The sequence below is a fragment of the Candidatus Nitrosopumilus koreensis AR1 genome (assembly GCF_000299365.1).
Classification (GTDB): Archaea; Thermoproteota; Nitrososphaeria; order Nitrososphaerales; family Nitrosopumilaceae; genus Nitrosopumilus; species Nitrosopumilus koreensis.
Genome location: NC_018655.1, coordinates 100053 through 126123, shown reverse-complemented (window position 1 = coordinate 126123; position 26071 = coordinate 100053). Strand labels below are relative to the sequence as shown.

Annotated in this window: 34 protein-coding genes and 1 pseudogene; 16 read left to right on the top strand and 19 right to left on the bottom strand. The window is 32.8% G+C overall.

Annotated elements, in window-relative coordinates:
* The first annotated feature begins 322 nt into the window (after window positions 1-322).
* The 5 genes from NKOR_RS00655 (at window position 323) to NKOR_RS00635 (ending at window position 4214) form a co-directional block, all read left to right on the top strand.
* Window positions 323-1540 (top strand): LexA family transcriptional regulator, encoded by a 1218-nt coding sequence (locus tag NKOR_RS00655; RefSeq protein ID WP_014962441.1) that lies wholly within the window; start codon window positions 323-325, stop codon window positions 1538-1540.
* Window positions 1541-1655: 115 nt separating this feature from the next.
* The gene (locus tag NKOR_RS00650) at window positions 1656-2252 is read left to right on the top strand and encodes a hypothetical protein (protein WP_014962440.1); all 597 of its coding nucleotides are present in this window, start codon (window positions 1656-1658) and stop codon (window positions 2250-2252) included.
* Window positions 2253-2342: 90 nt separating this feature from the next.
* Window positions 2343-3131, top strand: coding sequence for a hypothetical protein (locus NKOR_RS00645; RefSeq protein WP_014962439.1), 789 nt, complete (start codon window positions 2343-2345; stop codon window positions 3129-3131).
* Window positions 3132-3227: 96 nt separating this feature from the next.
* Window positions 3228-3656, top strand: a complete 429-nt coding sequence (locus NKOR_RS00640) for a hypothetical protein (RefSeq protein ID WP_014962438.1) — start codon at window positions 3228-3230, stop codon at window positions 3654-3656.
* Between the two features lie 81 nt (window positions 3657-3737).
* Window positions 3738-4214 (top strand): hypothetical protein, encoded by a 477-nt coding sequence (locus NKOR_RS00635; RefSeq protein ID WP_014962437.1) that lies wholly within the window; start codon window positions 3738-3740, stop codon window positions 4212-4214.
* A 107-nt stretch (window positions 4215-4321) separates the two neighbouring features.
* Here the strand turns inward: NKOR_RS00635 and NKOR_RS00630 are convergent, their stop codons facing one another.
* The 8 genes from NKOR_RS00630 to NKOR_RS00600 form a co-directional block, all read right to left on the bottom strand.
* On the bottom strand, window positions 4322-4723 hold the full coding sequence (locus NKOR_RS00630) for a hypothetical protein (protein WP_014962436.1): 402 nt from the start codon (window positions 4721-4723) through the stop codon (window positions 4322-4324).
* Between the two features lie 17 nt (window positions 4724-4740).
* Entirely contained in the window at window positions 4741-6975 is a 2235-nt protein-coding gene (locus NKOR_RS00625; RefSeq protein WP_014962435.1) for a hypothetical protein, read from the bottom strand.
* Complete coding sequence (locus NKOR_RS00620; RefSeq protein ID WP_014962434.1) at window positions 6968-7627, bottom strand: hypothetical protein; 660 nt, start codon at window positions 7625-7627, stop codon at window positions 6968-6970. The genes NKOR_RS00625 and NKOR_RS00620 overlap by 8 nt, the downstream gene beginning before the upstream one ends.
* An 81-nt stretch (window positions 7628-7708) precedes the next feature.
* Window positions 7709-7978: a hypothetical protein gene (locus NKOR_RS00615; RefSeq protein WP_232203008.1), complete on the bottom strand. Its 270-nt coding sequence runs from the start codon at window positions 7976-7978 to the stop codon at window positions 7709-7711.
* Window positions 7979-8122: 144 nt separating this feature from the next.
* The gene (locus NKOR_RS00610; RefSeq protein ID WP_014962432.1) at window positions 8123-8650 is read right to left on the bottom strand and encodes a hypothetical protein; all 528 of its coding nucleotides are present in this window, start codon (window positions 8648-8650) and stop codon (window positions 8123-8125) included.
* A complete protein-coding gene (locus NKOR_RS10475; RefSeq protein WP_016939528.1) occupies window positions 8643-8771 on the bottom strand; it encodes a hypothetical protein in 129 nt (42 codons plus the stop codon). Before NKOR_RS10475 ends, NKOR_RS00610 begins: the two co-directional genes overlap by 8 nt.
* Window positions 8764-9306 carry a ribonuclease H-like domain-containing protein gene (locus NKOR_RS00605; RefSeq protein WP_016939868.1) on the bottom strand — a complete coding sequence of 181 codons (543 nt, stop codon included), beginning with the start codon at window positions 9304-9306 and terminating at the stop codon, window positions 8764-8766. The genes NKOR_RS10475 and NKOR_RS00605 overlap by 8 nt, the downstream gene beginning before the upstream one ends.
* A gap of 2 nt (window positions 9307-9308) precedes the next feature.
* Complete coding sequence (locus NKOR_RS00600; protein ID WP_232203007.1) at window positions 9309-9737, bottom strand: PIN domain-containing protein; 429 nt, start codon at window positions 9735-9737, stop codon at window positions 9309-9311.
* Between the two features lie 143 nt (window positions 9738-9880).
* On the opposite strand from NKOR_RS00600, the gene NKOR_RS00595 reads away from it, so the two are divergent.
* Together NKOR_RS00595 and NKOR_RS00590 are read left to right on the top strand one after the other, a co-directional pair.
* Entirely contained in the window at window positions 9881-10120 is a 240-nt protein-coding gene (locus NKOR_RS00595) for a hypothetical protein (RefSeq protein WP_014962429.1), read from the top strand.
* Complete coding sequence (locus NKOR_RS00590; RefSeq protein WP_014962428.1) at window positions 10083-10937, top strand: hypothetical protein; 855 nt, start codon at window positions 10083-10085, stop codon at window positions 10935-10937. Before NKOR_RS00595 ends, NKOR_RS00590 begins: the two co-directional genes overlap by 38 nt.
* Window positions 10938-10989: 52 nt before the next feature.
* On the opposite strand, the gene NKOR_RS00585 is transcribed toward NKOR_RS00590, so the two are convergent.
* Both NKOR_RS00585 and NKOR_RS00580 read right to left on the bottom strand, forming a co-directional pair.
* Window positions 10990-11217 (bottom strand): hypothetical protein, encoded by a 228-nt coding sequence (locus NKOR_RS00585; protein ID WP_016939526.1) that lies wholly within the window; start codon window positions 11215-11217, stop codon window positions 10990-10992.
* Between the two features lie 82 nt (window positions 11218-11299).
* Window positions 11300-12364 (bottom strand): hypothetical protein, encoded by a 1065-nt coding sequence (locus NKOR_RS00580; protein ID WP_014962426.1) that lies wholly within the window; start codon window positions 12362-12364, stop codon window positions 11300-11302.
* Between the two features lie 549 nt (window positions 12365-12913).
* Between NKOR_RS00580 and NKOR_RS00575 the strand changes: the two genes are divergently transcribed.
* From NKOR_RS00575 to NKOR_RS00565, 3 genes are all read left to right on the top strand, one after another.
* The gene (locus NKOR_RS00575) at window positions 12914-13384 is read left to right on the top strand and encodes a hypothetical protein (protein ID WP_014962425.1); all 471 of its coding nucleotides are present in this window, start codon (window positions 12914-12916) and stop codon (window positions 13382-13384) included.
* Window positions 13371-15146 (top strand): hypothetical protein, encoded by a 1776-nt coding sequence (locus NKOR_RS00570; protein ID WP_014962424.1) that lies wholly within the window; start codon window positions 13371-13373, stop codon window positions 15144-15146. The genes NKOR_RS00575 and NKOR_RS00570 overlap by 14 nt, the downstream gene beginning before the upstream one ends.
* 78 nt (window positions 15147-15224) lie before the next feature.
* Window positions 15225-15872, top strand: coding sequence for an SDR family oxidoreductase (locus NKOR_RS00565; protein ID WP_014962423.1), 648 nt, complete (start codon window positions 15225-15227; stop codon window positions 15870-15872).
* A 2-nt stretch (window positions 15873-15874) separates the two neighbouring features.
* Here NKOR_RS00565 and NKOR_RS00560 read toward each other — a convergent pair whose 3' ends face one another.
* Window positions 15875-16513, bottom strand: a complete 639-nt coding sequence (locus NKOR_RS00560; protein WP_014962422.1) for a PqqD family peptide modification chaperone — start codon at window positions 16511-16513, stop codon at window positions 15875-15877.
* Window positions 16514-16717: 204 nt separating this feature from the next.
* Here NKOR_RS00560 and NKOR_RS09805 point away from each other — a divergent pair, with 204 nt between their 5' ends.
* Complete coding sequence (locus NKOR_RS09805; RefSeq protein WP_026089926.1) at window positions 16718-16978, top strand: class I SAM-dependent methyltransferase; 261 nt, start codon at window positions 16718-16720, stop codon at window positions 16976-16978.
* A complete protein-coding gene (locus NKOR_RS00555) occupies window positions 16951-17364 on the top strand; it encodes a methyltransferase domain-containing protein (protein ID WP_026089925.1) in 414 nt (137 codons plus the stop codon). The genes NKOR_RS09805 and NKOR_RS00555 overlap by 28 nt, the downstream gene beginning before the upstream one ends.
* A gap of 25 nt (window positions 17365-17389) precedes the next feature.
* Here NKOR_RS00555 and mtnA read toward each other — a convergent pair whose 3' ends face one another.
* The gene (gene mtnA, locus NKOR_RS00550; RefSeq protein WP_014962421.1) at window positions 17390-18436 is read right to left on the bottom strand and encodes an S-methyl-5-thioribose-1-phosphate isomerase; all 1047 of its coding nucleotides are present in this window, start codon (window positions 18434-18436) and stop codon (window positions 17390-17392) included.
* Between the two features lie 109 nt (window positions 18437-18545).
* Here mtnA and NKOR_RS00545 point away from each other — a divergent pair, with 109 nt between their 5' ends.
* Genes NKOR_RS00545 through NKOR_RS00535 form a run of 4 tightly spaced genes read left to right on the top strand, consistent with a single transcriptional unit; the run spans window position 18546 to window position 21658 of the window.
* The gene (locus tag NKOR_RS00545) at window positions 18546-19469 is read left to right on the top strand and encodes an NAD-dependent epimerase/dehydratase family protein (protein WP_014962420.1); all 924 of its coding nucleotides are present in this window, start codon (window positions 18546-18548) and stop codon (window positions 19467-19469) included.
* A 37-nt stretch (window positions 19470-19506) separates the two neighbouring features.
* Window positions 19507-19974 (top strand): SIS domain-containing protein, encoded by a 468-nt coding sequence (locus NKOR_RS10200; protein ID WP_232212232.1) that lies wholly within the window; start codon window positions 19507-19509, stop codon window positions 19972-19974.
* Between the two features lie 4 nt (window positions 19975-19978).
* A complete protein-coding gene (locus NKOR_RS10195) occupies window positions 19979-20515 on the top strand; it encodes an SIS domain-containing protein (RefSeq protein ID WP_232212231.1) in 537 nt (178 codons plus the stop codon).
* 51 nt (window positions 20516-20566) lie between these two features.
* Window positions 20567-21658, top strand: a complete 1092-nt coding sequence (locus NKOR_RS00535; protein WP_014962419.1) for a DegT/DnrJ/EryC1/StrS family aminotransferase — start codon at window positions 20567-20569, stop codon at window positions 21656-21658.
* A gap of 2 nt (window positions 21659-21660) precedes the next feature.
* Here NKOR_RS00535 and NKOR_RS10190 read toward each other — a convergent pair.
* The 7 genes and pseudogenes from NKOR_RS10190 to NKOR_RS00495 all read right to left on the bottom strand — a co-directional run bounded on the left by NKOR_RS10190 (window position 21661) and on the right by NKOR_RS00495 (window position 26030).
* A pseudogene (locus tag NKOR_RS10190) lies at window positions 21661-22331 on the bottom strand (PIG-L deacetylase family protein).
* A 44-nt stretch (window positions 22332-22375) separates the two neighbouring features.
* Window positions 22376-22963, bottom strand: coding sequence for a formyltransferase family protein (locus NKOR_RS00520; RefSeq protein WP_232203006.1), 588 nt, complete (start codon window positions 22961-22963; stop codon window positions 22376-22378).
* Window positions 22964-23096: 133 nt separating this feature from the next.
* A complete protein-coding gene (locus NKOR_RS00515; RefSeq protein WP_014962415.1) occupies window positions 23097-23828 on the bottom strand; it encodes an NUDIX hydrolase in 732 nt (243 codons plus the stop codon).
* Window positions 23829-23836: 8 nt separating this feature from the next.
* Window positions 23837-24436: an HAD family hydrolase gene (locus NKOR_RS00510; RefSeq protein ID WP_014962414.1), complete on the bottom strand. Its 600-nt coding sequence runs from the start codon at window positions 24434-24436 to the stop codon at window positions 23837-23839.
* Complete coding sequence (locus tag NKOR_RS10185) at window positions 24423-24551, bottom strand: hypothetical protein (protein ID WP_232212241.1); 129 nt, start codon at window positions 24549-24551, stop codon at window positions 24423-24425. Before NKOR_RS10185 ends, NKOR_RS00510 begins: the two co-directional genes overlap by 14 nt.
* 98 nt (window positions 24552-24649) lie before the next feature.
* The gene (locus tag NKOR_RS00500; RefSeq protein ID WP_014962413.1) at window positions 24650-25468 is read right to left on the bottom strand and encodes an N-acetylneuraminate synthase family protein; all 819 of its coding nucleotides are present in this window, start codon (window positions 25466-25468) and stop codon (window positions 24650-24652) included.
* Between the two features lie 100 nt (window positions 25469-25568).
* Window positions 25569-26030, bottom strand: a complete 462-nt coding sequence (locus NKOR_RS00495; RefSeq protein WP_014962412.1) for a GNAT family N-acetyltransferase — start codon at window positions 26028-26030, stop codon at window positions 25569-25571.
* Between the last annotated feature and the right edge of the window lie 41 nt (window positions 26031-26071).

The window sequence follows — 26071 nt, the reverse complement described above, 5'->3', positions numbered from 1 at the left end:
CTTGAGTGGCTCTAGGTAGTTTTGGTTTGACAAGATAGGAAATCTGCTAAGATGAAATTTTGATAGAGAAAATTTAGTTGGACGGAATTTTATTCTTGAATGCCTGTTTCTAAAATAGTCTAAAATAATTAAAAATTATTTTAACATTGTTTGTTTTTTTAGGGGTTAACCCCTAAAGGTTTGTCCAATATTATTAGTCATCCGGGTATATTTGCATTTAATTTTAAAAACATGAAGTTTGTCCAATTAGATTAATGCTAATTGCACAAACATCCCATAGTTTCCGCTTTCAAAAATTTTTTCGAGACTTGCCTGCAGAGTAATGGCACGTCGAAAGATAACCCTCTACGGCAAGAAAGCATCACAAGATGACATTCTAGAGGAAATCCATAGATTGCTTTACGCCAAGGGAAACAGGCCCTACCCGCTAAAGCCACCAGAGATTGCAAAGGCACTTGGAATCGCCAGACAGTCCGTCTACAATTACATCAAGTTATTATCGCAGAGAGGAGAGATGGTCCGCCTAAGGTCAGGCCATTTCTTTTTGCCAAAATCAAAAGACCAAGAGTTCCGGGAGTTCAACAAACACCATTCCATCACATCTGACCCCCTTGTCTCTGAATGGATGGATGACATGCTGACAAGAAAGCAAGGAATGCCACTAAAGTCCTGGAGAAACAGACTACGCTCCCTTGAGATTGTTTGCAATACCTGCAAGGTAACTCCCTATGATCTGACAATCTCTGCAAAGAAAACTGAAAAAATCATGAGAACGTTTGCAAAGCATTTCCAAAACGGTGATGTTGTATGCTCTAATCGTGGATGCAAACCTACCGGAAAGAATACTACCGTCTACCACAAAGCACAAGCAGTAAGAGACTTTTGTTCGTTTTACGATATTACCTGGAGAAAAGGTGTTTCAGGAGTAATGTCTCAAAAAGTTCCCCATCATGGAAAATATGCAGACATTAGATTCACACAAGAAGAGTTTGATGCAGCAGACAAGTTCATCAAGGAAAAATGGGGTTTAGATTCAGATGTATACAGGTGGTTCTGGGTTGGAATCGAATCTTGTGCACGATTTGGTGCTCTGTACAACATGAAAAATGATTGGACAGAACTAAAAACAAAACATGATGACACCATATTTCTTATGTCTGTGATTGAATCAAAGACTGAAAATATCCGTGGAGGAAAATGGATAAAGTACATTACAAGAGAAGATACTCAAAAAAGTTTGAAATTATTAAAAGATAGAAACTGCGATAGAATTGTCGAGTCATCACTTGCAGAACATGCTTTCAAAAAAACCATCAATCGACAACTCGTTGAAATTTTTCAAGATTTAGGAAAAAATGAAACATATTTTCTAACTCGTCCTTCACATGTTCTGCGACATTTGGGTGCTCATTATTGGTTGTCTAAAACCAATTACAACTATGGAATCATTGCAGAGGTGGGAGGCTGGCATACTATAGATGAGTTAAAGAAGAGTTATGGTCAAATTCCACCTGAAAAAGTCTTAGAAATCATTCAATAATTTATTCAGAACGAACATTTGGTTCAAATTTGATTAGGAACACGTTGTTAGAGAGGATAACAAGTAGTCGCCATTTGACCGATAATGAAAATAATGTCTAAAATTATGATTTTGTATGCCCCATTTTCTGGAGGAAATTTCTAGAGAACAAGCATTTCAGGTAGATTATGATCCAAAATTCTCAAAACAATCTGTTTTCAACAATCTGGGAAATGAAGTCAGATTCTTTTATGTTACTCTGAATGAATCTGATTTTGAAAACAATCTACATATCTATTACAATGACAAAATTGGTCCTTATGGTAAAAGATATGGTTGGTCATTGTTTGACTCGGACATAACACAACTGTCACATTATGCAAAACTTCTCCATTCTGCAGATTTTGTTTGGCTACCCAATTCTGAACAACAAAACTGGAATTCTGAATATGATAAAAACCATTTTTCTAACTTTTCTAAAGGAATGGATTGGATGAAGTCCACTCTCCAAGAATATGATCCTGAAATTGCACGACGATATTCTTGGATGATTGGTGGGACATCCCCAGAAGGTCCATTCATGTTAATGGACGGAGTTCATAGGGCTTTACTAACATACATGTATTATTTTATTGAGAAAAAGAAGGAATTCACACCAATTGAAAAGGCTGTATGTTGTTTATCTAAAGACACCTCCAAGTATTACTTCAGAAGCATTCCGAAATTAAGATAGTTTAGACTGCAAGAGTAAAAGGTTTCATCAGAAATATATCTTGATTTTATAAGAATTCAAAATAAATAGTCATTTTTCATTGTATTTTGTATGTCTGCTGTACAATCTATGAAAAGAGGAGCAATAGTTCTACTGGATGCTTTAGGAACAAAAGCTAGATGGAATAAAGATCAAGAGAATTTCCTATTCAATGAATGGGAACAAATTCTGCAATTCATGGAAAAAAATGCAGACACTGCAAAAGAGGTCGGAATGTTGATGAAAATTAGATCATTTTCCGATACTGTTCTGATGTCTTTTTCACCTGATCCTGAAATTCCACTCAAAACCCAGGATTGGGGTGATCATGTGTTGCTAAAATTTGCTTCAAGTGCTGCATCCTATTTACTGGCATTAGGACTATGTCTCAATATTCCATTTCGTGGTTGTATTGCGTATGGGGATTATTATGAAAATGATAGAGCACTTACAGGAAAGATTATGTTTGAAGCTGCAGAATACTATGAACAATCCCAATGGATTGGTGTTTCATTAGCACCATCTGCAAATATTATTGCTTCTAGAAATGCAAGTTTATCTGCAGATAATGAAGATTACAATGAAAACGTGTACATTACACCATATGATGTTCCCTTGAAAGGGTTAACTGAAAAAAACGGTTATGGGATTAATTTTATCAAATCGTATGAGGGAATAATGAATACTCATAGATCTATGGGCGAAATTACGGATGAAAATAATATCTGGCATAAGGTTGACTCCTCTAAAAATGTCAATCAAATACTTCAAGCACAACTAAATGAAAATCCTGGAATTGAACCTACCCTGAAAATACGTAATACATTAGCATTTGTTGAACATATTCAAAATAATAACTAAATTTTCTACATATCATCATTACCAACTAAGAGTAAAAGATTTGATTCAATTTTTATTGCAATAAACATTAAAAATTAGTTTTACTAATAGAATAACATGAGTGCCATCACAACTCCAAAAAAACATAAATTTGAAATTAAACTAAAACTCTCAAAAGCCTTACATTCATTTGATAATTTTTACATGAAGATTTTTCCTGCAAACCATCCAGGATATTATAATAATCCGTTGGGGTTACAAGATGGGATTTCCTGGTACAAAAGAACAGAAAAGAAAAATCTCTATAAGATGTTAATGATTAGTCTTGTTGTCACGCCTATGGGAATGTGGGCACTCTCTCAAAGCCAAACTGCTGTGGAATTAATTCTTTCATTATTTTTTGTTGCATGGGGGACCGGAAGTTCAATATTGTTATTCTATAATCAATTTGTTACTAATGAAGAAAATGACAAAAAATATGAAAAATTAAACCATGATTTTACTCAATTGAGAAAAGATGTTGATCAACTAAAAAAATCTAAATAATTTTCAAATTCTTTCTCTACTGCAAGACTAACAGGTTGGAATCATTTATGAACCTCTTATCTTAACATATGCTGTTTCAATATGAGTAAACGTGAACCTTCTATTGTAGAGTTTATTGAATGGATAAAAGAACTCGATGATCCGTATAAAGTTTTTTTGTTTAGTTTGTTCTCTGCAATTTCACTTTATGTGATTGTACAATTTGGACATGATATCGATCCTGCTACAATAAATGAAATCTTTCTTGGGGAACTAATCAAATCACTTGGAAATGAGACTCTGATATGGTTTTGGGCTAATGTATTCCAACCTGTTTCAGCCATTGCTGGAATTCTTGAACTCATTGTTTTGCTATATGCAATTTTTCGACTTGGCATAATTGGATTGTTTGTATCTATAACTGGTTTCATAGGTTGGATAATTCTTATCTTTAGAATTACACTTGATTGGATACCTGAGATATTTTATGTAGGTGTAGTTCTGGTATTGATTTCAGCTATAATTGCAAAGATAAATTCTAATCTTGATTTTGATGAACAAGGAAGTGTTCGATTCTAATTATTTTGAGATGAGGCTCCTCCTGCAGGTGTATCTACAAACTATTCTTATTAGTATGCCTCTAAGTATGAATATCATATTTTTGAATGTTACTTATAACTAGATCTTTAATTGAGACTTTTCTTTTGAGTAACAGTTTTCCTTTGTCTTAACATCAAATGGCAACATGGGCATTTGTTTTCTTTATAGAAATGCTCTTTTTCTTTATCTGAATAAGACACATCACATTTTGAGCATCGGTAAAAGTATTCTGGATGTCGTCGTCCGTATGCTCTAGTACGTCCCAATTTTTTACAAATCCTATGTGGATCTTCTGTTCCTAGTTTCTTAATTTTTTCAGTTAGTGTTTTGTTTTGTTTTTGTTTGCTTAGTTTATCTTTTACATATGATCTTTTGGCATATTTTCTTTGATATTCATTGATGTATTTTCTTTTTCTTTCTTTCTTTTCAATTTCCTCTAAATCACTAATGTCAATATGGAATGCAGAATCTTTTTGATTGGCATCCATTTTTTATTCCTTACCGATTAAAGATCCTCTAGTTTTTTTGTAAATCCTTGAACTATCATTTGATGAATTTGAAGACCGTATTCGTATTCAATACTGTTTTTCTCAACTTGAATTTCTGTAGCTCTATCAGATAGTATATCGAGTTTATTATTATCGGCCTTCCATGTTGCCCATTCCATTGCCATTCTCTGAACAACTGTATCTGCCAACATAAAGATGGCCTCTGCTTTCTTATCTCTGAGATTCTTTTGATTTCTACCAAAAGTGAATAACAAAATAGGAGCATTTACGTGAACATAGATAATTCCATCTTTGAATCTTGAACGAACTCTTTTTTCTCCTTTAGGATCTAGTTCATAGTCTTTGAAAAATTGTTTTGGAGGCTCTTTTTCTTTAACTTCTAGTTCACATATTGCTTGTCTGTCTTCACCTGCATTCGTCTTTGTTTCAGCAACTAACTTTGCCTTTAATCCCAGTTTACTACATGAAATTTCTATTATTTCTTCGGTGAGATATTTGCCAAGATTTGGAGGATTTGTAACAGTAAGTTTTTTGGGTGAAAATTCAACTCTCTCATCATCACAAGAGATCTCTATTGGTGTGCCCGGATCTACAAGATTTGTATCTATGACAAGTTTAATTTTTCGCGATTTTTTTGGAATCAAATTGGCTTTGGAGGGCTTAAATGCAAAACCATGTTTTGGCTGGAAAAATTGTTCTGGCACAACAAAAATTTCTGTTTCTGCCACCATTTCCCCAAAATAGGCCTTTAGAGTACTTCTTGCGTTTAACTTCTTTCCTGTAATTTCAATTTCCACATATGGGACATCTACGTCATATGTTCCAGGAGCACTAATGGAATTTTCAGGACTTATTGTGATTGCCTCACCAAATACTCGTAATGCAATTTCAGAATTAGTTGGAACTCTACCGGGATTTAACAATAATTTGAGTTTTTTTGTTTTTTCAAATGGAATTGTTAATGATGGTTTTGAAAATTCAATTCCTTCTGGGGGCACATCAGGAAGTTCTTCTTCATGAGTTCCCGCATCAGGATCCTTCATCATAATTTTGTTGATAAACGCAAATGCTTTTTTGATATTCTTGTCTAAGCCTTGTTCAAGCCTAGGATTACTGCCTTGTTTTTCTTTCTCAGCATCAATAATCGGTTTTAGGTGTGTTCTGATTATCTGTTCTAAAAGTTTGTTGAATTTGTGATTATAATCTAGCCCTTCACGTTGATCAGTTAGAATTTTTCCTTTTTCTAATCTGTAAAGTTTTTTCCAATCATTAATTACAACTTGTCCAAATATTCTATTTGCACCAGAATCCGATTCATATCCAAACAGTTTGTTATCTAAAATTGCACCTCGATTATCCTTTATCAGAATATTTTCCCCAAAGTCACTTTTATGATCCAAGTCCGTTTCAGATTTTTTGATTTGTACTAGTACGTCATAACCGATATTAGAATACGGAATGGTAAATGATTTTTCAAAAATTACTTCTCCTGGAGTGGGAATGTGTTTTAATATTGATGTTTGACCAGTTGTTACATCGATTAATTTCACTTTACGAATATTTGATTCCATAATCCATCTAAGAGTGTAAAAGTTGGTTAGTTGTTCGGCCAAAGTATCTGTTCTTGAACCACTATGATGTTCAGGAAGTCTGAACATGGCAAATGTTTGGTTTTTAGATAAGTCAATTGACTCGGCAGAATTTTTTAGCATGTTATTTACTTGTTGCAAATACGGTGTTGCATCTTCTCCTGAGATAATCTCGCTTGCTAGACGATCTGTACGTACATCTGTTTCAATATCTGCAACTGTCAACTGATTATCTTTAACAGAAATAATTAGGCAATCGACCATATTTTTGAAACAGTCCTTTCCGCCTACCCCTATGGCACCATTTCTAGTATCTCCACTAGTGTCACTTCCATAGTTTCCTTTGTCTGGAGATTCACTAAAGTAAGCATTTGTTAGTTGCTCCGTTGACATTCCTGCACCAAAGTCCCTTACAAAAAATCCTGAAACACTGAACCCTTTGCCTTTTGGTAATTTCCAATAACCGATTTCTATAATTCCACTTGTCTTTTCTCCTTGTAATTCTAATCTGTCATAAGCATCATCACAATTTTTGACCAATTCAGCTAGACTTTTAATTACATTTCCCCTAGTTCCCCTTTCTTGAATTCTACTTACAAGACGGTCATCTAATGCCATTAGTTTTTTGCCAGTTCTAGTCATGAGAATACTCCTCCCAATTCTTTTCAATATAATCAAAAAATTCTAAAGTTTGTTTTGATATGTCTTCAAACTCTTTTAGAGTTCCAATATCTTTTGCAAATCTCTTTAGGACTTTGAGGTTTGCTAACAATTTCTCGTTATCTGTTTCTAATGTTCCATGAAGAAAACTACATACATCAAATCTGTTAATTTCCTTAAATTGTTTTGTAGAATATTTTTTAAATGCATCAGAATTACTTACGCCTCCAATTGCCCTTGTTGCTCTATTTCTTTGAGTTCCGGAGATTTTGTTAACTATTCTAGAATTAGATGAACTTAGTTGTACAAGTGTATCTTCAGCTGTGATTTTTCCTAAACTGGTTAATTCGTATCCTTGAACCCTATTGCCTGTAAGATACTTGCTGTGTTTTTTTGCATCCAGTCTAAGTGTGTTATCAACTCTAATGGAGTCAGGATATTGAGGATATGTAATTAGCGAGAATTTTTCTGGGAACAGTTTATGTAATATCACCACAACATTGTCAAAGCTTTTTTCGATTTTTGCTTCATCCAATTTTAGCAATCCCACAGTTACAAGTTTGTCTAATGTGATATTCGAACTGTACTGCTCTGGTTTGTATGGCTTTAACTTGTCAAAAAAACTAGTTTCCAAAATTAAAACCTCCAATATTTTTTGATGATACTACGCGTATAAAGTTATGATCCTCATAATCTGATCTGATTTTGTTTGAATTCAATTACACTCCTCCACGTTATCCTCATAATCAGGATTCTTTAGTGCTTTTAGTGCCTGAATTCGAATTTTCTCGTAATCACTAAAGCCTGTTTCTAATTGGTAGAAATAAGAAACAAGGCAATTAGCTAGGGAAGACAAAAATTCTCCTATTTCTTCAGGACGGGCTTCTGCCATGGTTTCTATTATTGCCATTCCACTTTTGTGATTATCTTCTAGTATAGAATACAAAAAATGCCTAGAGACAGACGGAATTAATTCAGGAAGCAAAAGATACCTCCCAATACTCTTTAAGATAATTTGAGTTCCAAGAAAAGATATCCAATACATAAGAGCATGTACGACATATCTGATGTTCAATCCATGATTGGTATCTAGAAGTATTCTTGTGAACTGAATTGCATAGTTTGCATCTCATTTTTTTCCTCTCCTTGAATAGTTCCTGCAATTTCTACACCAAGATTGAACTCTGACAGTTCCATTTCCCATGTTGCGTAGTCCAAACTTTGATAGAATTTCTTGCAAGCCTTCACCGCCTAACCCGCAATTAGGACAACTAGTTGGATCCTGAATAACAAACACTCCGGCATATTGAGAAATGTCAAATCCCAAGTATTGGCAAAGTTGTTGCAATTGAGGATTATTTTGAATTTGGAATTCTAGATGTTGGTTTGTAACACGATATATGGAGTAACAGATGTTTTCTTTTCTTAATTGATTTTTAGTTTCTTTTTGTTTCTTGGTCAGTCTTGCATTGCCGGACTTTACATCTACGTATTCTTTGTAGATGGTATCGTTTGTTTTCTTTACTGCAATAAAGTCACTTCCAATTCCTGTTTCTTGAATTTCAAATCCGTTTCTTAGATAATCTTGTTTTGCAATCTCTTCGGCAATTTTACCTTTGATTGCATTTACCGAAATTTGGATTTTGGAATTAGACAAGACCCTCAACCTCCAATTTTTGTGCCTGTTTTGCCAGAAATTCGTCCATTCTAGCCTCAGTTTTGAGCACTAAAAGAATAACTTGCGAAGGAAGTTTTACAACTCTTTGATTGTCAGACATTTCTTTGTCCTCCCGTGAATCTATTTCCCAATACTTTCTGTGCTTCTGATGTAAAGTTGAGAAAACAATTTGCCTCGTCTTTTACATACTCAATAATTTTTTGAAACTCTCCGTTTTCATACCATGTTGGAACTTCAGAGCCATTGCCCTGTTTTCCAAGTACTAGGTGACATCCTTTGAATTTGCCAGAGTTTGCAAGTATCATTACTGATTTGAGATCTATGTGAGGTCTTGTAACAAAAAACTCTACATCAATTTCTGTTCCAAGATATTTTCTAAATTTCTCAGACAGAAATTTGAACTCAAATGTCAGATTGTTTCCAACCGGAACGAAATTCCAAGGGTATTCATCTAGCATGTTGACTGCAATCTCTTTTACAATGTCTTCTTCGGAATATTCCCAACTAGACAGAATTGTCAGTGGGCCTACAGCTTCACCTGTATGAACTGAAATCTTTTGATATTGAATGGTTAGGATTTCATCTACCTTTGGGTCTAGTCCCGTAGTCTCAATATCAAAGTAATAATGAGGCAATTTTATTTTCCTCCCACCCATACTGGGTTTAGTGCTAAAATTCCTTCAAACTCTGCAGTCTGAAGCATCTTCTTATCCATAGTAAGAAGTGTCCAGGAAAATGTCTTTGCCGCAGCTAGAATTTTACTGTCTGGATTGTGACATATCCCATATTGGTTTTCATATCTAGTTGCTTCATTTCTCATAGAGTCAGTTGTTGTAAATACCTGTACCTCTTTTCTGAGAATTGCGCTGATTTTTTCTAGGACTTCTTCTTTTGGAATTCCAAGAATTTTTGATGCTTCCTTTAAGACTACATCTTGAAGGATTACTCTGCTATTGTTTCCTCTAAAAATGCGGATAATTTTTCTGGCTATTTTTGGACTCTTGATTGTAGCAATTACTACACAAGAGTCTAAAGCCAACATCGATTCAAACTGTACGGTTGCCATACCTACAGTATAAAGAGTATTATACAGTATAAAAGAGTATCTAAAAAGGATATAACATATGGATCTATGTATAACACGAAATACATTGAATATTTAGAGTGTTTTACTATATATTTTAAATAATACAGGCACGAAATACACCCATGCTAATCAAGGTAGACATTGATAGCGATCTATACAAAAAGATTGAGGATTTGGTAAAAGATGGAAAATATGATGATTTGTATGATTTTATCAAAATTGCATTAAACAATCAAATTCAAGAAGAACAATCAGAATCTTCAACTGAAGGTATCGGTTCTTCAAAACCACTCGATTTAGAAATTAAAAAAAATAATCAAAGAAATGCAAAGAGAATTACATGGATTACTAACAGGTGTTGAAACTGAGAAAAATGAAATTATCTTATCATATGGTTCTATGATTTGGACGTTTTACAATAGATTTTTTCCTGTTAAAATTATTGTACGGACATTAGCAAATTTAATTACATCAACAAACAAAATTTGGTTCTCATTAGACGAGTTAAGAGAAAAATCATTTGAGTATGCAGAAAGAGTATCAGATCAATTAAAAGCATATGAAGATGAAAATGAGTTGGGCCGAAATGAAAAACTCTCGACAGGATTGCCCTTGCCAAAATCCGAAACAAAAAATTTGAAGGGAGTTAAGAAAAAGAAAAAATTAGATAAAATAGCTGCAAGTGAACTTCGTTTTAAAGAACAATTCGTTGGACGTTTTCTTAAAAAAGATTTGGATTTTAAAGGTGCATGTTTTGAATTAGGACTGGTTAGAGCAAAAATTAATGATGATGGCTGTTTTCTTACATTGTCTGATTTAGGAAAAGAATTTGCAATACTAGAAAATCCTATATTAGATGAAGATAGATTTGATTCTAATTTTTCAAATGAGGAAGTAAAACTAATCCGTAAACAAATAATTTCAAAATTTGATTTTGAGAATAAAGTAGTTAAACGGATTATGAAAGAACTAGAAACTAAAAAAATGTCTTCTGATGAATTAGATGATGTATTCAAAGAAGAATGGATTGAGTATCTAAGAATCCACAATCCTGACGAAGCAGATAAGGTATATTCTGTAACTTCAGAAAGGGTTGCAACCATGGGCCGTCTTGCGGAATTAAAATTAGTAAAATGGGACATCATTAGTGGGAAATCAGAATATTCTATTGTAAAATAGGCTCAAATATCTAAAATCAGGTATTGTTAAATTTTGGAGACGGCTAAATTTTCTAGCCTGAGACCCAATGCCACCTTCTTCTCCTTCTAATCACCAATATTGCCAAAATTACCCCGACAATTATGATGATTGTGATTAAAATAGCATCGTTAAGGGAAACTGCATTCACAAAATTTTGTAATGTTTCGATTTTTGCATAATTTCCAAGAAGTAAAACCACCAAACCGCCTAAAATACCTGCAATTGTTTTCTCAACAATGCCTGAAATTGTTACGGCCATACATCTAAAATTTTTGTATGAACTTAAGCATTTGTTGTTTTTTCTTGAATAATTTGCGGTATAGTAAATGGGATCTTGGAATCTAGCAATCCCACACTTCAATAACTTTCACAGGAATAAAATTTTCCGGAGTGTCAACCATTAACATCTCTAAACTCATTTTGCCCAATGGCGAATAGGTTACTGCAGGTCTAACATGTTCTGCAACCCAAAGAAATTCAAAATTTCCATCAGAATCTGTCCTAACATTGTCTAGGCGTTTTAAAGTAATTTCCTCATCAAGAGTAATCAGATAATCTCTGATTGGAATCCCTTCAGAAGTTAATAATTTTCCACGAATACTCACCACATCACCCTTGCAGACGCTTGTTGGATAATCCTCATAAACGCCTAAAATTTGATCAAATTTGTTGGATATCGTGACATTGTTTTCTTCATCATACCAGATGGAATCCCAGTCATACAAAGCAGAAACTGTTTTTCTGTAATTCTCCTTGCTTTCCTTGATTTGGTTAATCTTTGTAATCGTGCTTTCGCGTTCTATGTTTTCTGACAGTGGTTTTGATGTGTCAAATCCTCTTTCTTCATAATCTTGTTGTTGTTTTGGAGAATAATCACAATCCCATTTTGCATCGGTTGTGCTGACAAAGAATTTTTGTATGTCGTCCAAATTCCCGCTGGACATTTGTTTTTCATATGTGTACGGTATGAAACCAAGAAGTGATTTTTCAACTTTCAGAATTATCGTTACGTCTTCTTCATCAAATTCTTGCGTCTGGCCTGCAAAAGCGCCAGCAAACGCTCCCAAGAACATTTGCAAGACAGTTTGAGCGTTAATGTCAATTCTCCCATCAACGTCAACTGCCTTTCCCGCAGGAATTGAAGAGCCCCATATCGTAAAATCAGCTACCTCGTCATTTTTGTAATATAGTTGAGCGTAGATTTTATCAAAACTTGTTGGAAAGCCTGTTGGATTACAAACGGCATAAGTGCTATCCATTGACAATGACATGAAATCAAAATCTTCGTTTTCTACTGCAGTGAACTGGAGTTGAGATGCGGAATTTGCATCCAGTGCAATGAAAATCCCCAAAATGGCTACGATTGAACCGCACGCTATGCCGGCATAAATTACTGGATTCAACATTCACAGTATCGTACTTTTGGATATAACTATCACGTTGATTTTCAAAAAAGTGTGAACTTGAGAGTTTAGACAAAAACCGATTGTCATCACAGCACTGCAGAGCCCTTTCCAAAGTATTCTGGGACATGCGCATAACAGCTCACTGCACATGCATAGCTCACAAGTACTGTAGCTGGTTTTTTGTGCATCCCAAAACAACCCAGAGACAGACAAGAGACGAGCAAAACATCCCAAAAAAGATGGTGCGTCATTAGTGGATTCATCTCAGAGCTCAAAATGCTATTCGTATTGAGCTCACATTTTGTACATTTGAGCTCTGTTTTGAGCTCTAATGTGATGCGTAAATAGGCCAAGAGAGCTCTACGCGGAGTGGAAATTTTTCTTATTGGACAGTCAATTGGACAGCGTTTGTCCAGTTACAGGAATGAAAGCGGGGGAAACTAAACTTTTAAAAAAATCAAATACATTTCTAGCTTGCAGTGCTTTTTTAATTTATGAGCAACTTTCATTTGAAAATACATTTACAAAAAATATCCAGGAGGGTTTCTAGTGAATAAAGGTAGGCCAAGCAAAGCAGACCAATTGCGTATTGAAAAAAAGTTGCGGCCATACTTTGAAAAAATGTTGACCGTGTCTATTGCATCTAGAGAGACAAAGATCAATCACAACACTGTAAAAAAATATTACAAAAAGTGGTATGACGAAATCGCATCTACGGAACACCCAGACTTTGTTAAAAGATCAAAGATCATAATCTCAAACTCCAATATTGCGCTAGACAACCAACTGTCAAAGCTTTACAAGATACAAGAAACGCTAGAAAAACAAATCACATACAGCATTGAGCAAAATAACGGAATACCAAATCTTGAGAACAACATCTACAAGACAAGTATTTTGCTGATTGAAAAAATTTCAGACATGATTCTAAAAAAGACAAACCTCACAGTCACTCCTACTGCAGACATAGTACTATCCAGGGAAATCAAGGAGTATATGATTGAAAATGGCGCTGTTTAGTAGTTGGAATGTGGGACACAGAAAGATTGCAAAAGATGCAATCAACAAGATAAAGAAAAGACGTGCAAAAAGATCATCACATCTCATCACATTGCCAACAGATCCTTTGGAATGGATAGAAAAGGCTCGGCCCACAGTAGAAGGGAAAAGAAGGACGTTTCTTACTGCGCCCTTTTGGAAGGACATCTACATGGACGACTATCATTCGAAGATCATAGTTGGAGGCAGGCAGATTTACAAGTCAACATACATCTCAGACATGCTTGCATGCGAGGCAACATCCAGTCCCGGCATCCAGGTTGGGTATGTCACGTTTAACCAATCTAGCTTGACTGGCTTTTCCAAACAGAAACTTCAGATTGGCACGTTTAGCCAGAACCCAGTACTGTCAAAGTTTCCTCGCAATAAGCTTGGAAACATGGGAGAGATTTCGCTGAAAAACGGCAGCACGATATACTGCATGACAGACAACAACCAGTACATTCACGTAGAGGGAAAATCTCTGAACCACTGCATACTGGACGAGGCGCAGTACCAAGACATTGAGCATTTGGAGAAGGTAAGGCAGACAATGATGGCAACAAAAGGCAAGATGTCGATTCTCGGATTGGGTGGTGAGTTCGGTTCGCCATACGAGAAACTGTGGAAAAGATCTGATCAGCGGGAATGGGTTTATGACAACCACAACTGGAGAGACATGTTACGGTTTGACAGCAACGGGTTGGTTGTCGGAGATTATCTTGAAGAGGTTCTGAGTGGAAGGTGGGTTCCGCAAAACACGGAAAATGCAATATACCACGGATATCATCTGCCGCAGACAATTTTTGCAACAAACGCGCTGACCATTGACGATTCCACAAACAAGTATCGTACATCCCCATTCTACTCCATAGAATACCAGGAAAAGAACAATTCAAAGTCTTACTTTACATCTCACGTGATGGGTAAATTTTACAGGTCAGAGGGACGGCCAATCACGCCGGAGATGGTACTCTCCTGCATGAATCCTTACAGGTATCTTGGGTTGATGGAACCGCATGAGATTGCAATGTGGAAGGACGTGATGAAAGATTCCATCAAAATATCTATGGGAGTGGACTTTGGTTCTGGAAATCCGTCAAGTACAGTAATATCAATTTTGATTCACTGGAAAAAGTATGACAGGATTCAGCTTGCGTACATTGACAAGCGACCATCTGAGAACCAATTAGATCAAACAGAACACATCAATGAGTTGTTTCGGGCAAGCAGGTGGGACATCGGTGTGGGGGACTTGGGGTACGGTGCAATACAAGTCAAGACAATTCAGGACGGCGGTGCCAATAGAACTTCCGGTAGGATGTTTCCAGGAGTTGGAAGCGAGAATTTCTACGGATGCCGCAGTATCAGTAATGAGAGCAAGCCAATGCAGATTCATCGTGACAAGATAGACGAGCACGGGGAAGAGACGGGCAGAATCTTGATTGACAAGACATCGCAGATACAAAAATTCATCGACCTGATTGAGACATCAAGACACCATCCAAGAGGCGGCCATCCTAGATCTAAATTCATGATCCCTTTTTCTGCTAGCAGAGAATATGAGACTGAATGGTTGATCTCAGAGCTCTGCTCTGTTACAAGAAAGGATCTAAAGAAAGATCTTGATACCAGACTGGATGCCAAAAAAGAATTCAATCATCCAAAGGACTCCATGATGAGCATAATTTACGGGCTGGTAGGACTTGAACAAGACACAGAATGGCATTACATCAGTGCATAGTAAAGGCATGCGGAAAATAACTTGCGTGGATGAAATCGTTACAAGAGATTTAATTGTCTTGTATTATTTGAAAAACATATGGCTAGCGCAATAGTACTGGGCGGTTCAAGGGGAATAGGAAGGGCAATCTCAGAATCGTTAAAGTCCATAGGTGTAGAGGTATTTGCAGCCTCTAGAAAAGACATCGACACGTCAGATTTGAGCAGCGTTAGAAGATTTGTGGAAAAAAACACTCAGACAGACATTCTTGTTCTGAATACCGGCGGACCTTCCCCAAAGCCATTTGCAACAATTACGGAAGAGGACTGGAACCTATATCACAATCAGTTATTCTTGGGATTCGTTACTATTCTACAAAACATCAAGATCAGCGATAACGGATACATCTTTTTGATCAGTTCAAGCGTAATTAAAGAACCAAATTCAAAATTAATAATTTCATCAGCATATCGTGCAGCATTTGCTGAAATTTTCAAGGTATTAAGCAAGGAATATGCTGAAAATCAAGTCAGCTGTATCAATATTGCACCAGGGCCAATCAACACTGACAGGACTCAGGAATTAATAGAAAATGTTGAAGAATACAAACAATCTCTACCAATGAAGAGACTCGGGGAGCCTGAAGAGATTGGAAATTTTGTAAAATCAATCATTCAGAATAAAATAAAGTACTTGTCAGGAGTTACAATAAACTTTGATGGTGCAAATTCAAATTATATTTTCTAAAATTATTTTTTAAACTCAACATTTGGAGCATCTGGTTGTCCAGCAATAGCAATTAATCCACCATCACGCAATTGTTGCAGTAATTGCATAACTTCTTTTTCAACTTGATTTCTTTGTAGTCCTGTTTGTTGTGCAAAGATTTCAACCAAGTCTGTAACCTTTCTTTGTCCATTACATGACTTCCAAAAATCAACTATGGCTTGATTTACCATGAATCCTTGGTCATGTTCGTTTGCTAATACCATAGAACCGTCCTCTTGTTGAACTAGTTTACCAACGCCTTGAGGTAATGCAGTTTCATAGTTTATTGGTGCAGGGGTATTCATACCAGATCCCATGTTTTTGATTTTGGTTTTTGCCTCTTCAGACATTTTATCCATGGACCAGGGTGGATCCCACACAATGTCAATATTGACATTGTTTACACCGGGAACTTTTTTGACAAATCTTGTTGCATCAGAAACGAGAGTTTCATGAAGAGGGCAACCTTGAGTCGTCATTGTCATTTTGATATTGACATCATTGTTTTCTGCCACATCAATTCCATAGATTAGTCCCATTTCTACAATGTTTAGAGGAACTTCCGGATCCATGCATTGTTTTAAAGAATCCTCGATTGCTTGTGGAGAAACTGCACTCATATTGTTAAGAGCAGTTTGAAAAACAATAAAAACTTTCTATTAATTAGCTTCAGTTAATTCAAGTTTTTTTGCTTAATAGGTTCTATTTTTTCTTTTAATAAAATAGTCAGTATTTACTCTCAAACCTATACGATAAGATTCTAGTGCGTTTTAACATCTATTACAGTCAGCAAGCTCTAAATTCTAACAAACTCAACAAATTTTATGAAAGATTTTTCCAAGTTAAATTTTGAACAAAGAAAGTTTTGGTCAGGAGAATTTGGAGATGAATACATAAAGAGGAACGATTCTGTTGAGAAGATCAACAATGATTATAAAAAAATAACAGGACAAAATCCTGACGACATTTTTATTGAATTTTTAGACGGTCTTGATAAAAATATTGAAATCCTTGAATTGGGATGCAATGTAGGAAAAAATTTTTCCATATTAAAAAAATGGGATTTACAAAAATATCAGGAGTAGAAATTAATTCAAAAGCAATAGATATTGCAAGAAAAACATATCCCAATGTACAATTTTACAATTCAAGCATAGAAGATTTGGAATTACCTGAAAAATCATTTGATTTAGTATTTACATCAGGAGTTTTAATGCATATCAATCCTGAAGCAGTTGAAGAGATTATTAAAAAGATGTTGAAATTATCAAAAAAATATATTTTTGGATTTGAATCATACTCTGAAACATTAACTTCTATTTCATACCGTGGTAATAATAATAAATATTGGAAACAGAATTTTCCAAAGCTTTTTCAAAAAATTGAACCAAAACTAAATCTCTTAAAAGAAAGAAAAGTGAAATACATAAATCAAAAATTGTATGACGTTTTTTATTTATTTGAAATATAATGCTTTTGAATAAAGGTTGATTAATTTAATTTTCAAATAATTTTTTAATGGATTCTTCATATGGTGGTTTTGCTATGCCTTTTTCAGTAATTATTCCAGAGATCAATTCAGGAGGAGTCATGTCAAATGCAGGATTGATCACATTAATCTTATCAGGAGCAGTTTTTTTATCACCAATTCCAGTCACCTCACTTCCTTTCCTCATTTCAATTATGACATCTTCTGCGTTACTTTCCATATCAATTGTTGATAATGGCGCTGCAACATAAAATGGGATTCCATGTTGTTTTGCCATTGTCGCTACTTGATAGGTTCCAATTTTGTTAAAGACATGACCTGTTTTTACAATTCTATCTGCACCAACTATGACTTTATTTACTAGGCCATTTGCCATACTATAACCAACAGCAGTATCTGGAATCAAACTAACATCAAATCCATCATGTTTTAATTCGAATGCAGTTAATCGTGAACCTTGTTGGATAGGTCTTGTTTCAGTAGCTATGACTTTGACATTTTTACCGCTTTCTTTTGTTGCACGTATAACACCTAATGCAGTACCATATGCAACAGTTGCTAAGGCACCAGCATTACAATGAGTCATTATGGTATCATTATCATCAAAAAGAATAGAACCATTTTTTCCCATAGTTTTATTAATTTCAATATCTTCATCTGCCATTTTTTTTGCTTCAGATATGACTTGTTCCCTAATTTGTTCAACTGAATCTCTCGATTTTGCAACAATCATAATTTTTTCTAAACCCCAAGCCAAATTTACTGCAGTAGGTCTAGTTTCAAAAAGAATTTTTTTTGCATTTTCTAAATCTGAAATTAATTCATCTTTTGTGGTTGCGTTACTTTGTAATACTGCCAATGCCAAACCAAAAGCACCAGATACTCCAATTGCAGGAGCGCCACGTACCACAAGAGTTCTAATTGCATCAGCAACCTGATTATAGTCATCAAATTCTACAAAAACAAGTTCATTAGGTAATTTGGTTTGATCAATCATTACAACTTTATTATTTTTCCAATCTACGGTTCGTAATGAAGAAGGATCAGATGACATTTAGAGTTTTTGAAGAAGATGCCTTATTTAAAATAAATTCTAAATATAAAAAATCAATTTTTGAACACCATCATACAAATGCCAAATATAGAAGTGAAATTAAATATTGATGAAAATGAGGATTTTTGTAACAGGTGGTGCTGGATTTATAGGAAGACATTTAGTGAAAGCACTGATTAAACAAAATCATGAAATAACAATTTATGATAATTTTTCAAATTCTAGTAAAGAAAATTTAAAAAAATTTCCTTTTAATAAAAGCAAAGTAATAACAGGAGATATCAGAAATTTGGATGACGTTTCAAAAAACTCCATAGATAATGATATCGTAATTCATCTTGCTGCAAAGATTAGTGTAAATGAATCAATTCAAAATCCACAAGAAACATTTGAAACAAATGTAGATGGGACTGAAAATGTGTTAAAAGCATGTCATGTAAATAAAATTAAAAAAATTTTTGCATTATCCTCCGCTGCAGTATATGGCAACAATATCTTGAATCATGTTTCAATAGAAAGTGAAAACATACATCCAATTTCACCATATGGGAAAAGCAAACAGAAAATGGAAGAAAAAATAATTAATTTTTCAAAAAATTATGATTTTGACTCAAAAATCTTTAGATTGTTTAATGTTTATGGAGAAGGTCAATCTCCAGAATATGCAGGAGTTATTTCAAAATTTGTAGAATGCAGTAAAAAAAAATTGCCACTTACAATATTTGGAGATGGGAAACAAACAAGGGATTTTGTGGCCATTGAAGATGTTGTAAATTTATTTGTAAAAGTGATTTCATTAGATTCCAAAAAAAATGGTGAAATCTATAATGTTGCAAGTGGGAAATATACAAGTATTTTAGAATTAGCAAATTTAATTAAAAAACTTTCAAACAAAGAATTAGAAATAAAATTTGAGAAGAAAAGAATTGGGGAAATAGATCATAGTACAGCATCAATTAAAAAAGCAAAAGAAGAACTTGATTATGAACCAAAAATAGAACTCTCTCAAGGAATAAGAAAATTTCTAATTTAGATAATAACTTATAGAAATACAATAAAGAGGGTTACAATTGAACAAAAAAGATCTTCAAACATACGATAAACAAAAAATGTATGATGTGTATGATAAATGGCCTGAAATTGCTGAAAAATCATTTTTAAAGAAATTTGCAAAGATAAAATTTGAAAAAGTAGATCATATTGTCTTTGCGGGAATGGGGGGTTCTGGTGCAATAGGGGATATTATTTCATCAATTTTTTCAAAGAACAGTATGCATGTAAGTATTGTTAAAGGCTTTTTGTTACCTCAAACCGTTAATTCAAAGACTTTAGTAATTACAGTAAGTATTTCCGGAAATACAAAAGAAACTCTTGTAGTGCTTGATTCAGCTAGAAAATTAAATTGCAGAATAATTGCATTTTCTTCTGGAGGCAAAATGAATGCTTATTGTAAAAAACATAAAATTATGCACATAAATGTTGAAAAATTTCATTCGCCTAGAGCATCTTTTCCTTCATTTTTTATATTCAATACTTAATGTAATGAAACCAATAATTCCAATAAAAAATTCAGACATAGTGGATTCAATTAGAGAACTCAAAAAAACAAGAAACAATATTTCAAGTCAAAATATAACTAAAACAAATTCAGCATTAAATTTAGCCAAGTGGATAAATGATATACCCATAATATATTATCCATGGGGATTACAAGCTGCAGCAATTAGATTTAAAAATTCTTTGCAAGAAAATTCAAAAGTTCATGTTATTGCAGAAGATATAGTTGAAGCATGTCATAATGGAATTGTATCTTGGGAAAGAAAATCAAAGGTTAAACCAATTTTAATTCAGGGACGAGATGATTATATTAAAACAAAGAAGCGATGGGTTGTGGTAAAAAAATATTTCAAAAAAAATAAAATTGATTATTGGGAAATTTCATCAGTTAACGGAAACATTTTATCAAAATTAATTAATCTAATTTATGTTCTTGATTATTGCTCAATTTACAAAGCTGTATTATTAAAAACAAATCCAACACCAGTAAAATCTATAGATTTTGTTAAAGGGAAAATGTAAAATGATAAAAATGAACTTACATATTTTAGTAATATCATACAGGAACGAAAATTGAAGAAAAAAATCAAACTATTTGAAGTAAATTCAGATCAACAAGAAAAAAATGTAATTAACCAGGTTTTAAAAAGTGGGTTTTGGGCATCTGGCTCAGGTGTTGGAAATGTTAACAGATTTGAAGAAAAATTCAGTAAATATATTGGTTCAAAATTTTCAGTGGCAGTAAATAGTGGAACTGCTGCATTGCATTTGGCCTTATCATTAATAGATTTAAAAAATAAAGAAGTTATTTTACCCTCATTATCATTTGTGTCTACTGCACATGCAGTAGTTTACAATGGAGGGAGACCAATTTTTGCAGATGTTGATTCTAAAACATTATGTATTGATCCTGAAAATATCAAAAGCCATATTTCAAAAAAGACAAGAGTGATACTACCAGTACATTTTGGTGGTATGGCATGCAATCTTGACACAATAAAAAAAATTTGTAAGGATAATAATATAATTTTGATAGAAGATGCTGCACATGCAGCTGGTGCTTCATACAAAAAAAAGAAAATTGGAGTTCATGGAGATGCAGTTTGTTTCAGTTTTCATCCTGTGAAAAATTTGGCAATGCCTAATGGAGGGGCAATTACTCTAAATAACAAATCTAGTTTAAAATCGAGAAAAAATTTACTAACAAAAAGATGGTGTGGAATATCAAATAGAAAAGGTAGTACATATGATATCACGGAATTAGGTTGGAATTACTACATGAATGAGTTTTCAGCAGCAATCGGGTTAAAACAACTTAAAAAATTAGATAAAGTAAATAAAATTCGTAAAAAAATTGCAAAGCGTTATTGTGAAGAAATTACAGTTGAAAATAAAATGCCATTTAATTATGAATGTTCATACCATTTGTTTTGGATTAGAGTAAAAAATAGAGAAAAATTTATGAAGGAAATGAATCGTAATGGAATTGAAACTGGAATTCATTATAATCCGATTCATAAAATGACATTTTATGCTCAAAAACAAAAATTGAAAATTACTGAAGAAGTTGGAAAAGAAATTGTGTCAATTCCAATGCATCCAAACCTTACAGAAAATAATGTTGATTTTATAATTAAAAATATCAATAAATCAAAATACGTATAAAATTAAAATTTTGATTTTAATTGTCTAACTAAATAAAATGCTTCAGCAGAAAGATAACCAGAGACAGTACCCCAACGTTTTGAAATAATTTCTAATGATTCTAATGATCTAGGATGTGGAAATTTTTCTAATTCAGTTTTGTATTCTTTTAATGCTTTTAATTTGAATGGAAGTTCTTTGTGAATATCTACAAAGATATTTGGTGAAAATCTAGATGGAAAATACCACTCAGTTGAGGATGGAACTTCAAATGATATTACTTCTTTTACGGTAGATTTCTGTTTTGGTCGTGTAGCAGTTATTGTTGCATTAAAAATTGCTCTATGATCAACATTAACATCGTATTGTGAATGAGTGAAAACAGTATCAGGTTTAAAATCAAAAATAGATTTTTCTATCCTTTTTGTGATTTCTAGATTTGAAACAATATCCATTTCATTATCTGGAAAATCTTCAAATTCAATTTTTTTACACCTAAAATTTTTGATGAGCGTATAGCATCTTGACGTAACTTTTCAATTTGTGTTTTCATAGTTTTAGAAGTTTGTTCATCAATTTCATATGAATTTGAGTTTTTATAATTTGTTGAACGTCGTGAAGTGATTCCCGTTGCCATAATAACTATTTTGATATCATTTCCAGCACGGGTTAGTTTTTTAATTGTTCCACCCATTCCTAGAACTTCATCATCAGGATGTGCTGCTACAACTAAAGCCTTCATTCAATAACACCTCTAAATTCCAACTTATCTTTATTTTGTTTTACAGATTTAAAGATAATTTTCTTTGTACCAAGTTTTATGAAAGCATTAGGATATGGATCTTCAAGCATTCTGATAAAATTATACAAATATTGAGTAGAATGATTCAAATGTTTTAATTCACTATCTTCAGGTTTTCTTCTTTTGTAAACTGTTGGTTTTCCATTTTGTTTTTTAATTTTATATTTCCCTTTGATAATTTTTATAATCATATCATAATCATTTGAGATCATTCGTTGGAAGATGTCTTGTATAGAACCCTTTAATGATAAATCTTTTTTCATAATTATATTTCCAGTATCTAATCCCTCATCCATGAAAAATGCGGTGGTTTTTGTTTTAACGATTCCATTAATAATTTGATTTTGAATCGGACTACCACCTCTGAATTTTGGTAAATCAGACTCATGAAAACACACACAAGGATAATTTTGAATAATAGTTTTTGGTACAATCCAAGACCAATCAGGGAAAAAAATCATTGTAGGATTGATTTTTTTTACATTTTTTAAAGTTAAATCTTTAGGGGAAGATATTAGTTTCATTTTATATTTTTTTGAAAGTTTTGTATAAAGTTCTAAGGCCCAATCTCTATAGGCACAAAATAAAAATATCATAAAATTTTCTCAACATTAAGATATAATACCTTTCTTATATTTTGAAATTTACCTTTAGTGATCAAGTGTTGTTTTTCTCAAAAAAACATTCCAATATTGCTTTAGATGTTGGTACAATTTCAGATACATGGTCTGTAAGAAATTTTTTTAAATTTTTAATATTGACAAAGCATGGAGAATAGAATTCTGACACGTTTTTAAATGAATCATCAAACAATCTTCGATCAGTATTGATTTCTAGTATACAACAGACATCATAAACATGATTAATGTTATCTCTTACAAAACAAAAAGATTGTGAATTGCTGATTAATGAATCAGATATGCCAGTTTCTTCTTTAAATTCATCTAAAATTTTTGAATCAAAATGTATAATTCCATCTTCATCTAAAACAGATTTATCTAAATTTCCAGAAGGAACTAATTCGTAAAAATTTGGATATTCTGTAACATTGTTACTTCGTTTTGCAAATAATACAAAAGTATCATTTTGTTCGTGAACAAGTAATAATCCACTGACACCAACTTGATACAAACCAAGGGAGGAGTTTAAAAAATTTCTATCAACTATAATATTTTTATAATCTGTAAAGGTAACGAAGATTTTATTTTTGTTTTTTTGATCTAATCTAACAAATCGTAGAACTTTATCATTAAATGCAGAAGAATTTTTTGATTTTACATAATCATTCCAATATGCTGAGATTTGTTCCATAGTTTCTTTTGAAATGTCATCTTCGTCAATTACATGATAAAGTACAATTTCCCCTTTTGAAATAATTTCATAATCCAATGAGAATCTTATTGAAATAAAGAAAATATCTCTTGCTGTGATTTATTATGTACAACAATACAATTTAATCCAGCCTTTTTTGCGCTGATATACCCATTTTCTGAATCTTCTAATACCAAAATTTTCTCTCGATCACATTTTGCTTTTGTTAAAGCTAAATTGTATATCTCAGGGTCAGGTTTGGAATGGGTTACTAGATCTCCATAAATAATCACATCAAAAAAGGAATTCCAATTATGATCATTCAAATACGATAAAATAATTTTCTGTGAACATGAAGTTACTAACGCCACATTATATCCATTTTTTCTAAAAAAATCTAATAATATTTCTCTACCTGGAATTGGTTTTACATTTTGTGAATATGATAATTCTATTTCATGTTCATATGTTTTTAATAACTCAGATTCGTTTTCGTTAATATTGTATCGTTTTTTAAAATATGAAACAATTTCAGTTAATGTGGGACCATTTAACTTTGTAAATTCATTTTTATTTCCAACAATATTGAATTTTTTTAGAAAATTCAAGTATACATTATACAATGAATTCAAACTATCAACTAATGTTCCATCAAAATCAATAAAGATCCATTCATATTTTTTCATAATCATCAATCATTATTCCATCACCTAAAGGAATGTTTCTAGTAGATTTTTTTCCTTCAATTTCATCAATAAATTTTGGATGTAGCCCCTTCTTTTGTAAACCAGAACGTAAAATATCAAAATTTTTTCCTTCGTTGAAAATTTCACCTTTTTTAATTGGTTTTATACATTGAAGTGATCTCTGTGAAAAATTTTGATAATACTTTTCTTCTTTTAAAACAATTTTTTATTTTTTCCAAAACATTTTTGTGCATTATGTATTGCAGCAATCATATTCTTTAATTGATTTGGTTCTAGTGCAAAAGAATTGTCCGGGCCAGGTAAGTGTTTATTTAATGTGAAATGTTTCTCAATAATTTCAGCACCAAGAGTTACTGCAACAATTGGTCCAATTACTGGGTCTTCACTATGATCAGAAAATCCTACAGGCAAATTAAATTTATTTTTTAAATGAGTAATTGCCGAAAGGTTTAAGCTTTCCAAAGATGCGGGATATTTCATTGTTGTTTGTAACAAATAGAGTTTTTTTCCTCCATGAGAATAAAAGTGGTTTATTGCCCATTCAATATCTGTTAAATTAGCTGCTCCAGTTGAAATAATTAATGGCTTTTTTGTTTTAGCTAAAAATTCAATTAATCTACTGTGAGTAATTTCAGATGAAGCAAGTTTATGACGACGTACATAAGGATCAATTGCTTTTGCATCATCTATTGAAAATGGTGTAGACATGAATTCGATTTTTTTAGATTTACAATACTTGGCTAAAACAGGAATCATTTCATATGGCATAGATAAATCATCAAAAATTTTTGTAATTGATTCTTTAATTCCTCGTTTTGAAAGATAATCTACTGTTCCTGCATTTGGAACATAAACTGTTTTTGATCGATAAGTTTGAAATTTTACTGCATCTGCACCTGATTTAGATGCAATATCAATCAAGGTTTTTGCCATTTTTAGATCTCTTTCCGGAGTACCCATTCTCCAGTTAGAACCAGCTTCAGCAATTACAAAAACAGAATTTGATTTCATTTTCTAATTAAATTACTTATCTACAACCATATTATGATTTTCCATATGTTTTCAAACCTGATTTAATTATAATACATAAACAATGTTAGGATAAAAAAATTTAAGAATTCTTAATATCTTTTGATAATTTGTATTCAGACAATTCAGGATCTTCATTCATTTCCAAACCAACCATTTTCCATCCGTGTTTCATACATTGCCAAAGTGAAACAGGATGTGTGATTTTTACTCTACCCAACATAGTTAAATATCCAAGTTTTGCAACTTCGGTTTCAAATTTGTCAAATACAAATTTCAATAAACCTTTGCCCTGAAATTCAGGTGCAAAAATGTATCCAATCACTTGATTAATGATTTTAGCATGACCCATCATTTTGTCTTCATACATAATTATCCAATGTCTATTACTTTTATTTTCAAGAAGTTGATTTTCAATATATTTTTTGTATTCTTGCTTGGTGAAAATTGAAGTATTACCATGAAGTTCATGAGAAGCATTTCTAATTTTTACTAAAAAATCCCAATCATCATCATGTACATCACGAAATTCAATTTTGTTCAATCAATTTGATTAATGTCTTATGTATTATAAAATTTATTTTT

What these genes read in the sequence shown, in the direction of transcription:
- NKOR_RS00565 (WP_014962423.1), top strand. Translation starts at nt 15,225, where the DNA reads ATGGCTAGCGCAATAGTACTGGGCGGTTCAAGGGGAATAGGAAGGGCA.
- NKOR_RS00510 (WP_014962414.1), bottom strand. Translation starts at nt 24,436, where the DNA reads ATGAAAAAATATGAATGGATCTTTATTGATTTTGATGGAACATTAGTT.
- NKOR_RS00585 (WP_016939526.1), bottom strand. Translation starts at nt 11,217, where the DNA reads ATGGCCGTAACAATTTCAGGCATTGTTGAGAAAACAATTGCAGGTATT.
- NKOR_RS00500 (WP_014962413.1), bottom strand. Translation starts at nt 25,468, where the DNA reads ATGAAATCAAATTCTGTTTTTGTAATTGCTGAAGCTGGTTCTAACTGG.
- NKOR_RS00600 (WP_232203007.1), bottom strand. Translation starts at nt 9,737, where the DNA reads ATGGCAACCGTACAGTTTGAATCGATGTTGGCTTTAGACTCTTGTGTA.
- NKOR_RS00655 (WP_014962441.1), top strand. Translation starts at nt 323, where the DNA reads ATGGCACGTCGAAAGATAACCCTCTACGGCAAGAAAGCATCACAAGAT.
- NKOR_RS00630 (WP_014962436.1), bottom strand. Translation starts at nt 4,723, where the DNA reads ATGGATGCCAATCAAAAAGATTCTGCATTCCATATTGACATTAGTGAT.
- NKOR_RS00625 (WP_014962435.1), bottom strand. Translation starts at nt 6,975, where the DNA reads ATGACTAGAACTGGCAAAAAACTAATGGCATTAGATGACCGTCTTGTA.
- NKOR_RS00640 (WP_014962438.1), top strand. Translation starts at nt 3,228, where the DNA reads ATGAGTGCCATCACAACTCCAAAAAAACATAAATTTGAAATTAAACTA.
- NKOR_RS00580 (WP_014962426.1), bottom strand. Translation starts at nt 12,364, where the DNA reads ATGTTGAATCCAGTAATTTATGCCGGCATAGCGTGCGGTTCAATCGTA.
- mtnA (WP_014962421.1), bottom strand. Translation starts at nt 18,436, where the DNA reads ATGTCATCTGATCCTTCTTCATTACGAACCGTAGATTGGAAAAATAAT.
- NKOR_RS00645 (WP_014962439.1), top strand. Translation starts at nt 2,343, where the DNA reads ATGTCTGCTGTACAATCTATGAAAAGAGGAGCAATAGTTCTACTGGAT.
- NKOR_RS00570 (WP_014962424.1), top strand. Translation starts at nt 13,371, where the DNA reads ATGGCGCTGTTTAGTAGTTGGAATGTGGGACACAGAAAGATTGCAAAA.
- NKOR_RS00560 (WP_014962422.1), bottom strand. Translation starts at nt 16,513, where the DNA reads ATGAGTGCAGTTTCTCCACAAGCAATCGAGGATTCTTTAAAACAATGC.
- NKOR_RS00635 (WP_014962437.1), top strand. Translation starts at nt 3,738, where the DNA reads ATGAGTAAACGTGAACCTTCTATTGTAGAGTTTATTGAATGGATAAAA.
- NKOR_RS00520 (WP_232203006.1), bottom strand. Translation starts at nt 22,963, where the DNA reads ATGAAACTAATATCTTCCCCTAAAGATTTAACTTTAAAAAATGTAAAA.
- NKOR_RS10475 (WP_016939528.1), bottom strand. Translation starts at nt 8,771, where the DNA reads ATGTCTGACAATCAAAGAGTTGTAAAACTTCCTTCGCAAGTTATTCTT.
- NKOR_RS00545 (WP_014962420.1), top strand. Translation starts at nt 18,546, where the DNA reads ATGAAAATGAGGATTTTTGTAACAGGTGGTGCTGGATTTATAGGAAGA.
- NKOR_RS00590 (WP_014962428.1), top strand. Translation starts at nt 10,083, where the DNA reads ATGCAAAGAGAATTACATGGATTACTAACAGGTGTTGAAACTGAGAAA.
- NKOR_RS09805 (WP_026089926.1), top strand. Translation starts at nt 16,718, where the DNA reads ATGAAAGATTTTTCCAAGTTAAATTTTGAACAAAGAAAGTTTTGGTCA.
- NKOR_RS00595 (WP_014962429.1), top strand. Translation starts at nt 9,881, where the DNA reads ATGCTAATCAAGGTAGACATTGATAGCGATCTATACAAAAAGATTGAG.
- NKOR_RS00650 (WP_014962440.1), top strand. Translation starts at nt 1,656, where the DNA reads ATGCCCCATTTTCTGGAGGAAATTTCTAGAGAACAAGCATTTCAGGTA.
- NKOR_RS00555 (WP_026089925.1), top strand. Translation starts at nt 16,951, where the DNA reads ATGGGATTTACAAAAATATCAGGAGTAGAAATTAATTCAAAAGCAATA.
- NKOR_RS10195 (WP_232212231.1), top strand. Translation starts at nt 19,979, where the DNA reads ATGAAACCAATAATTCCAATAAAAAATTCAGACATAGTGGATTCAATT.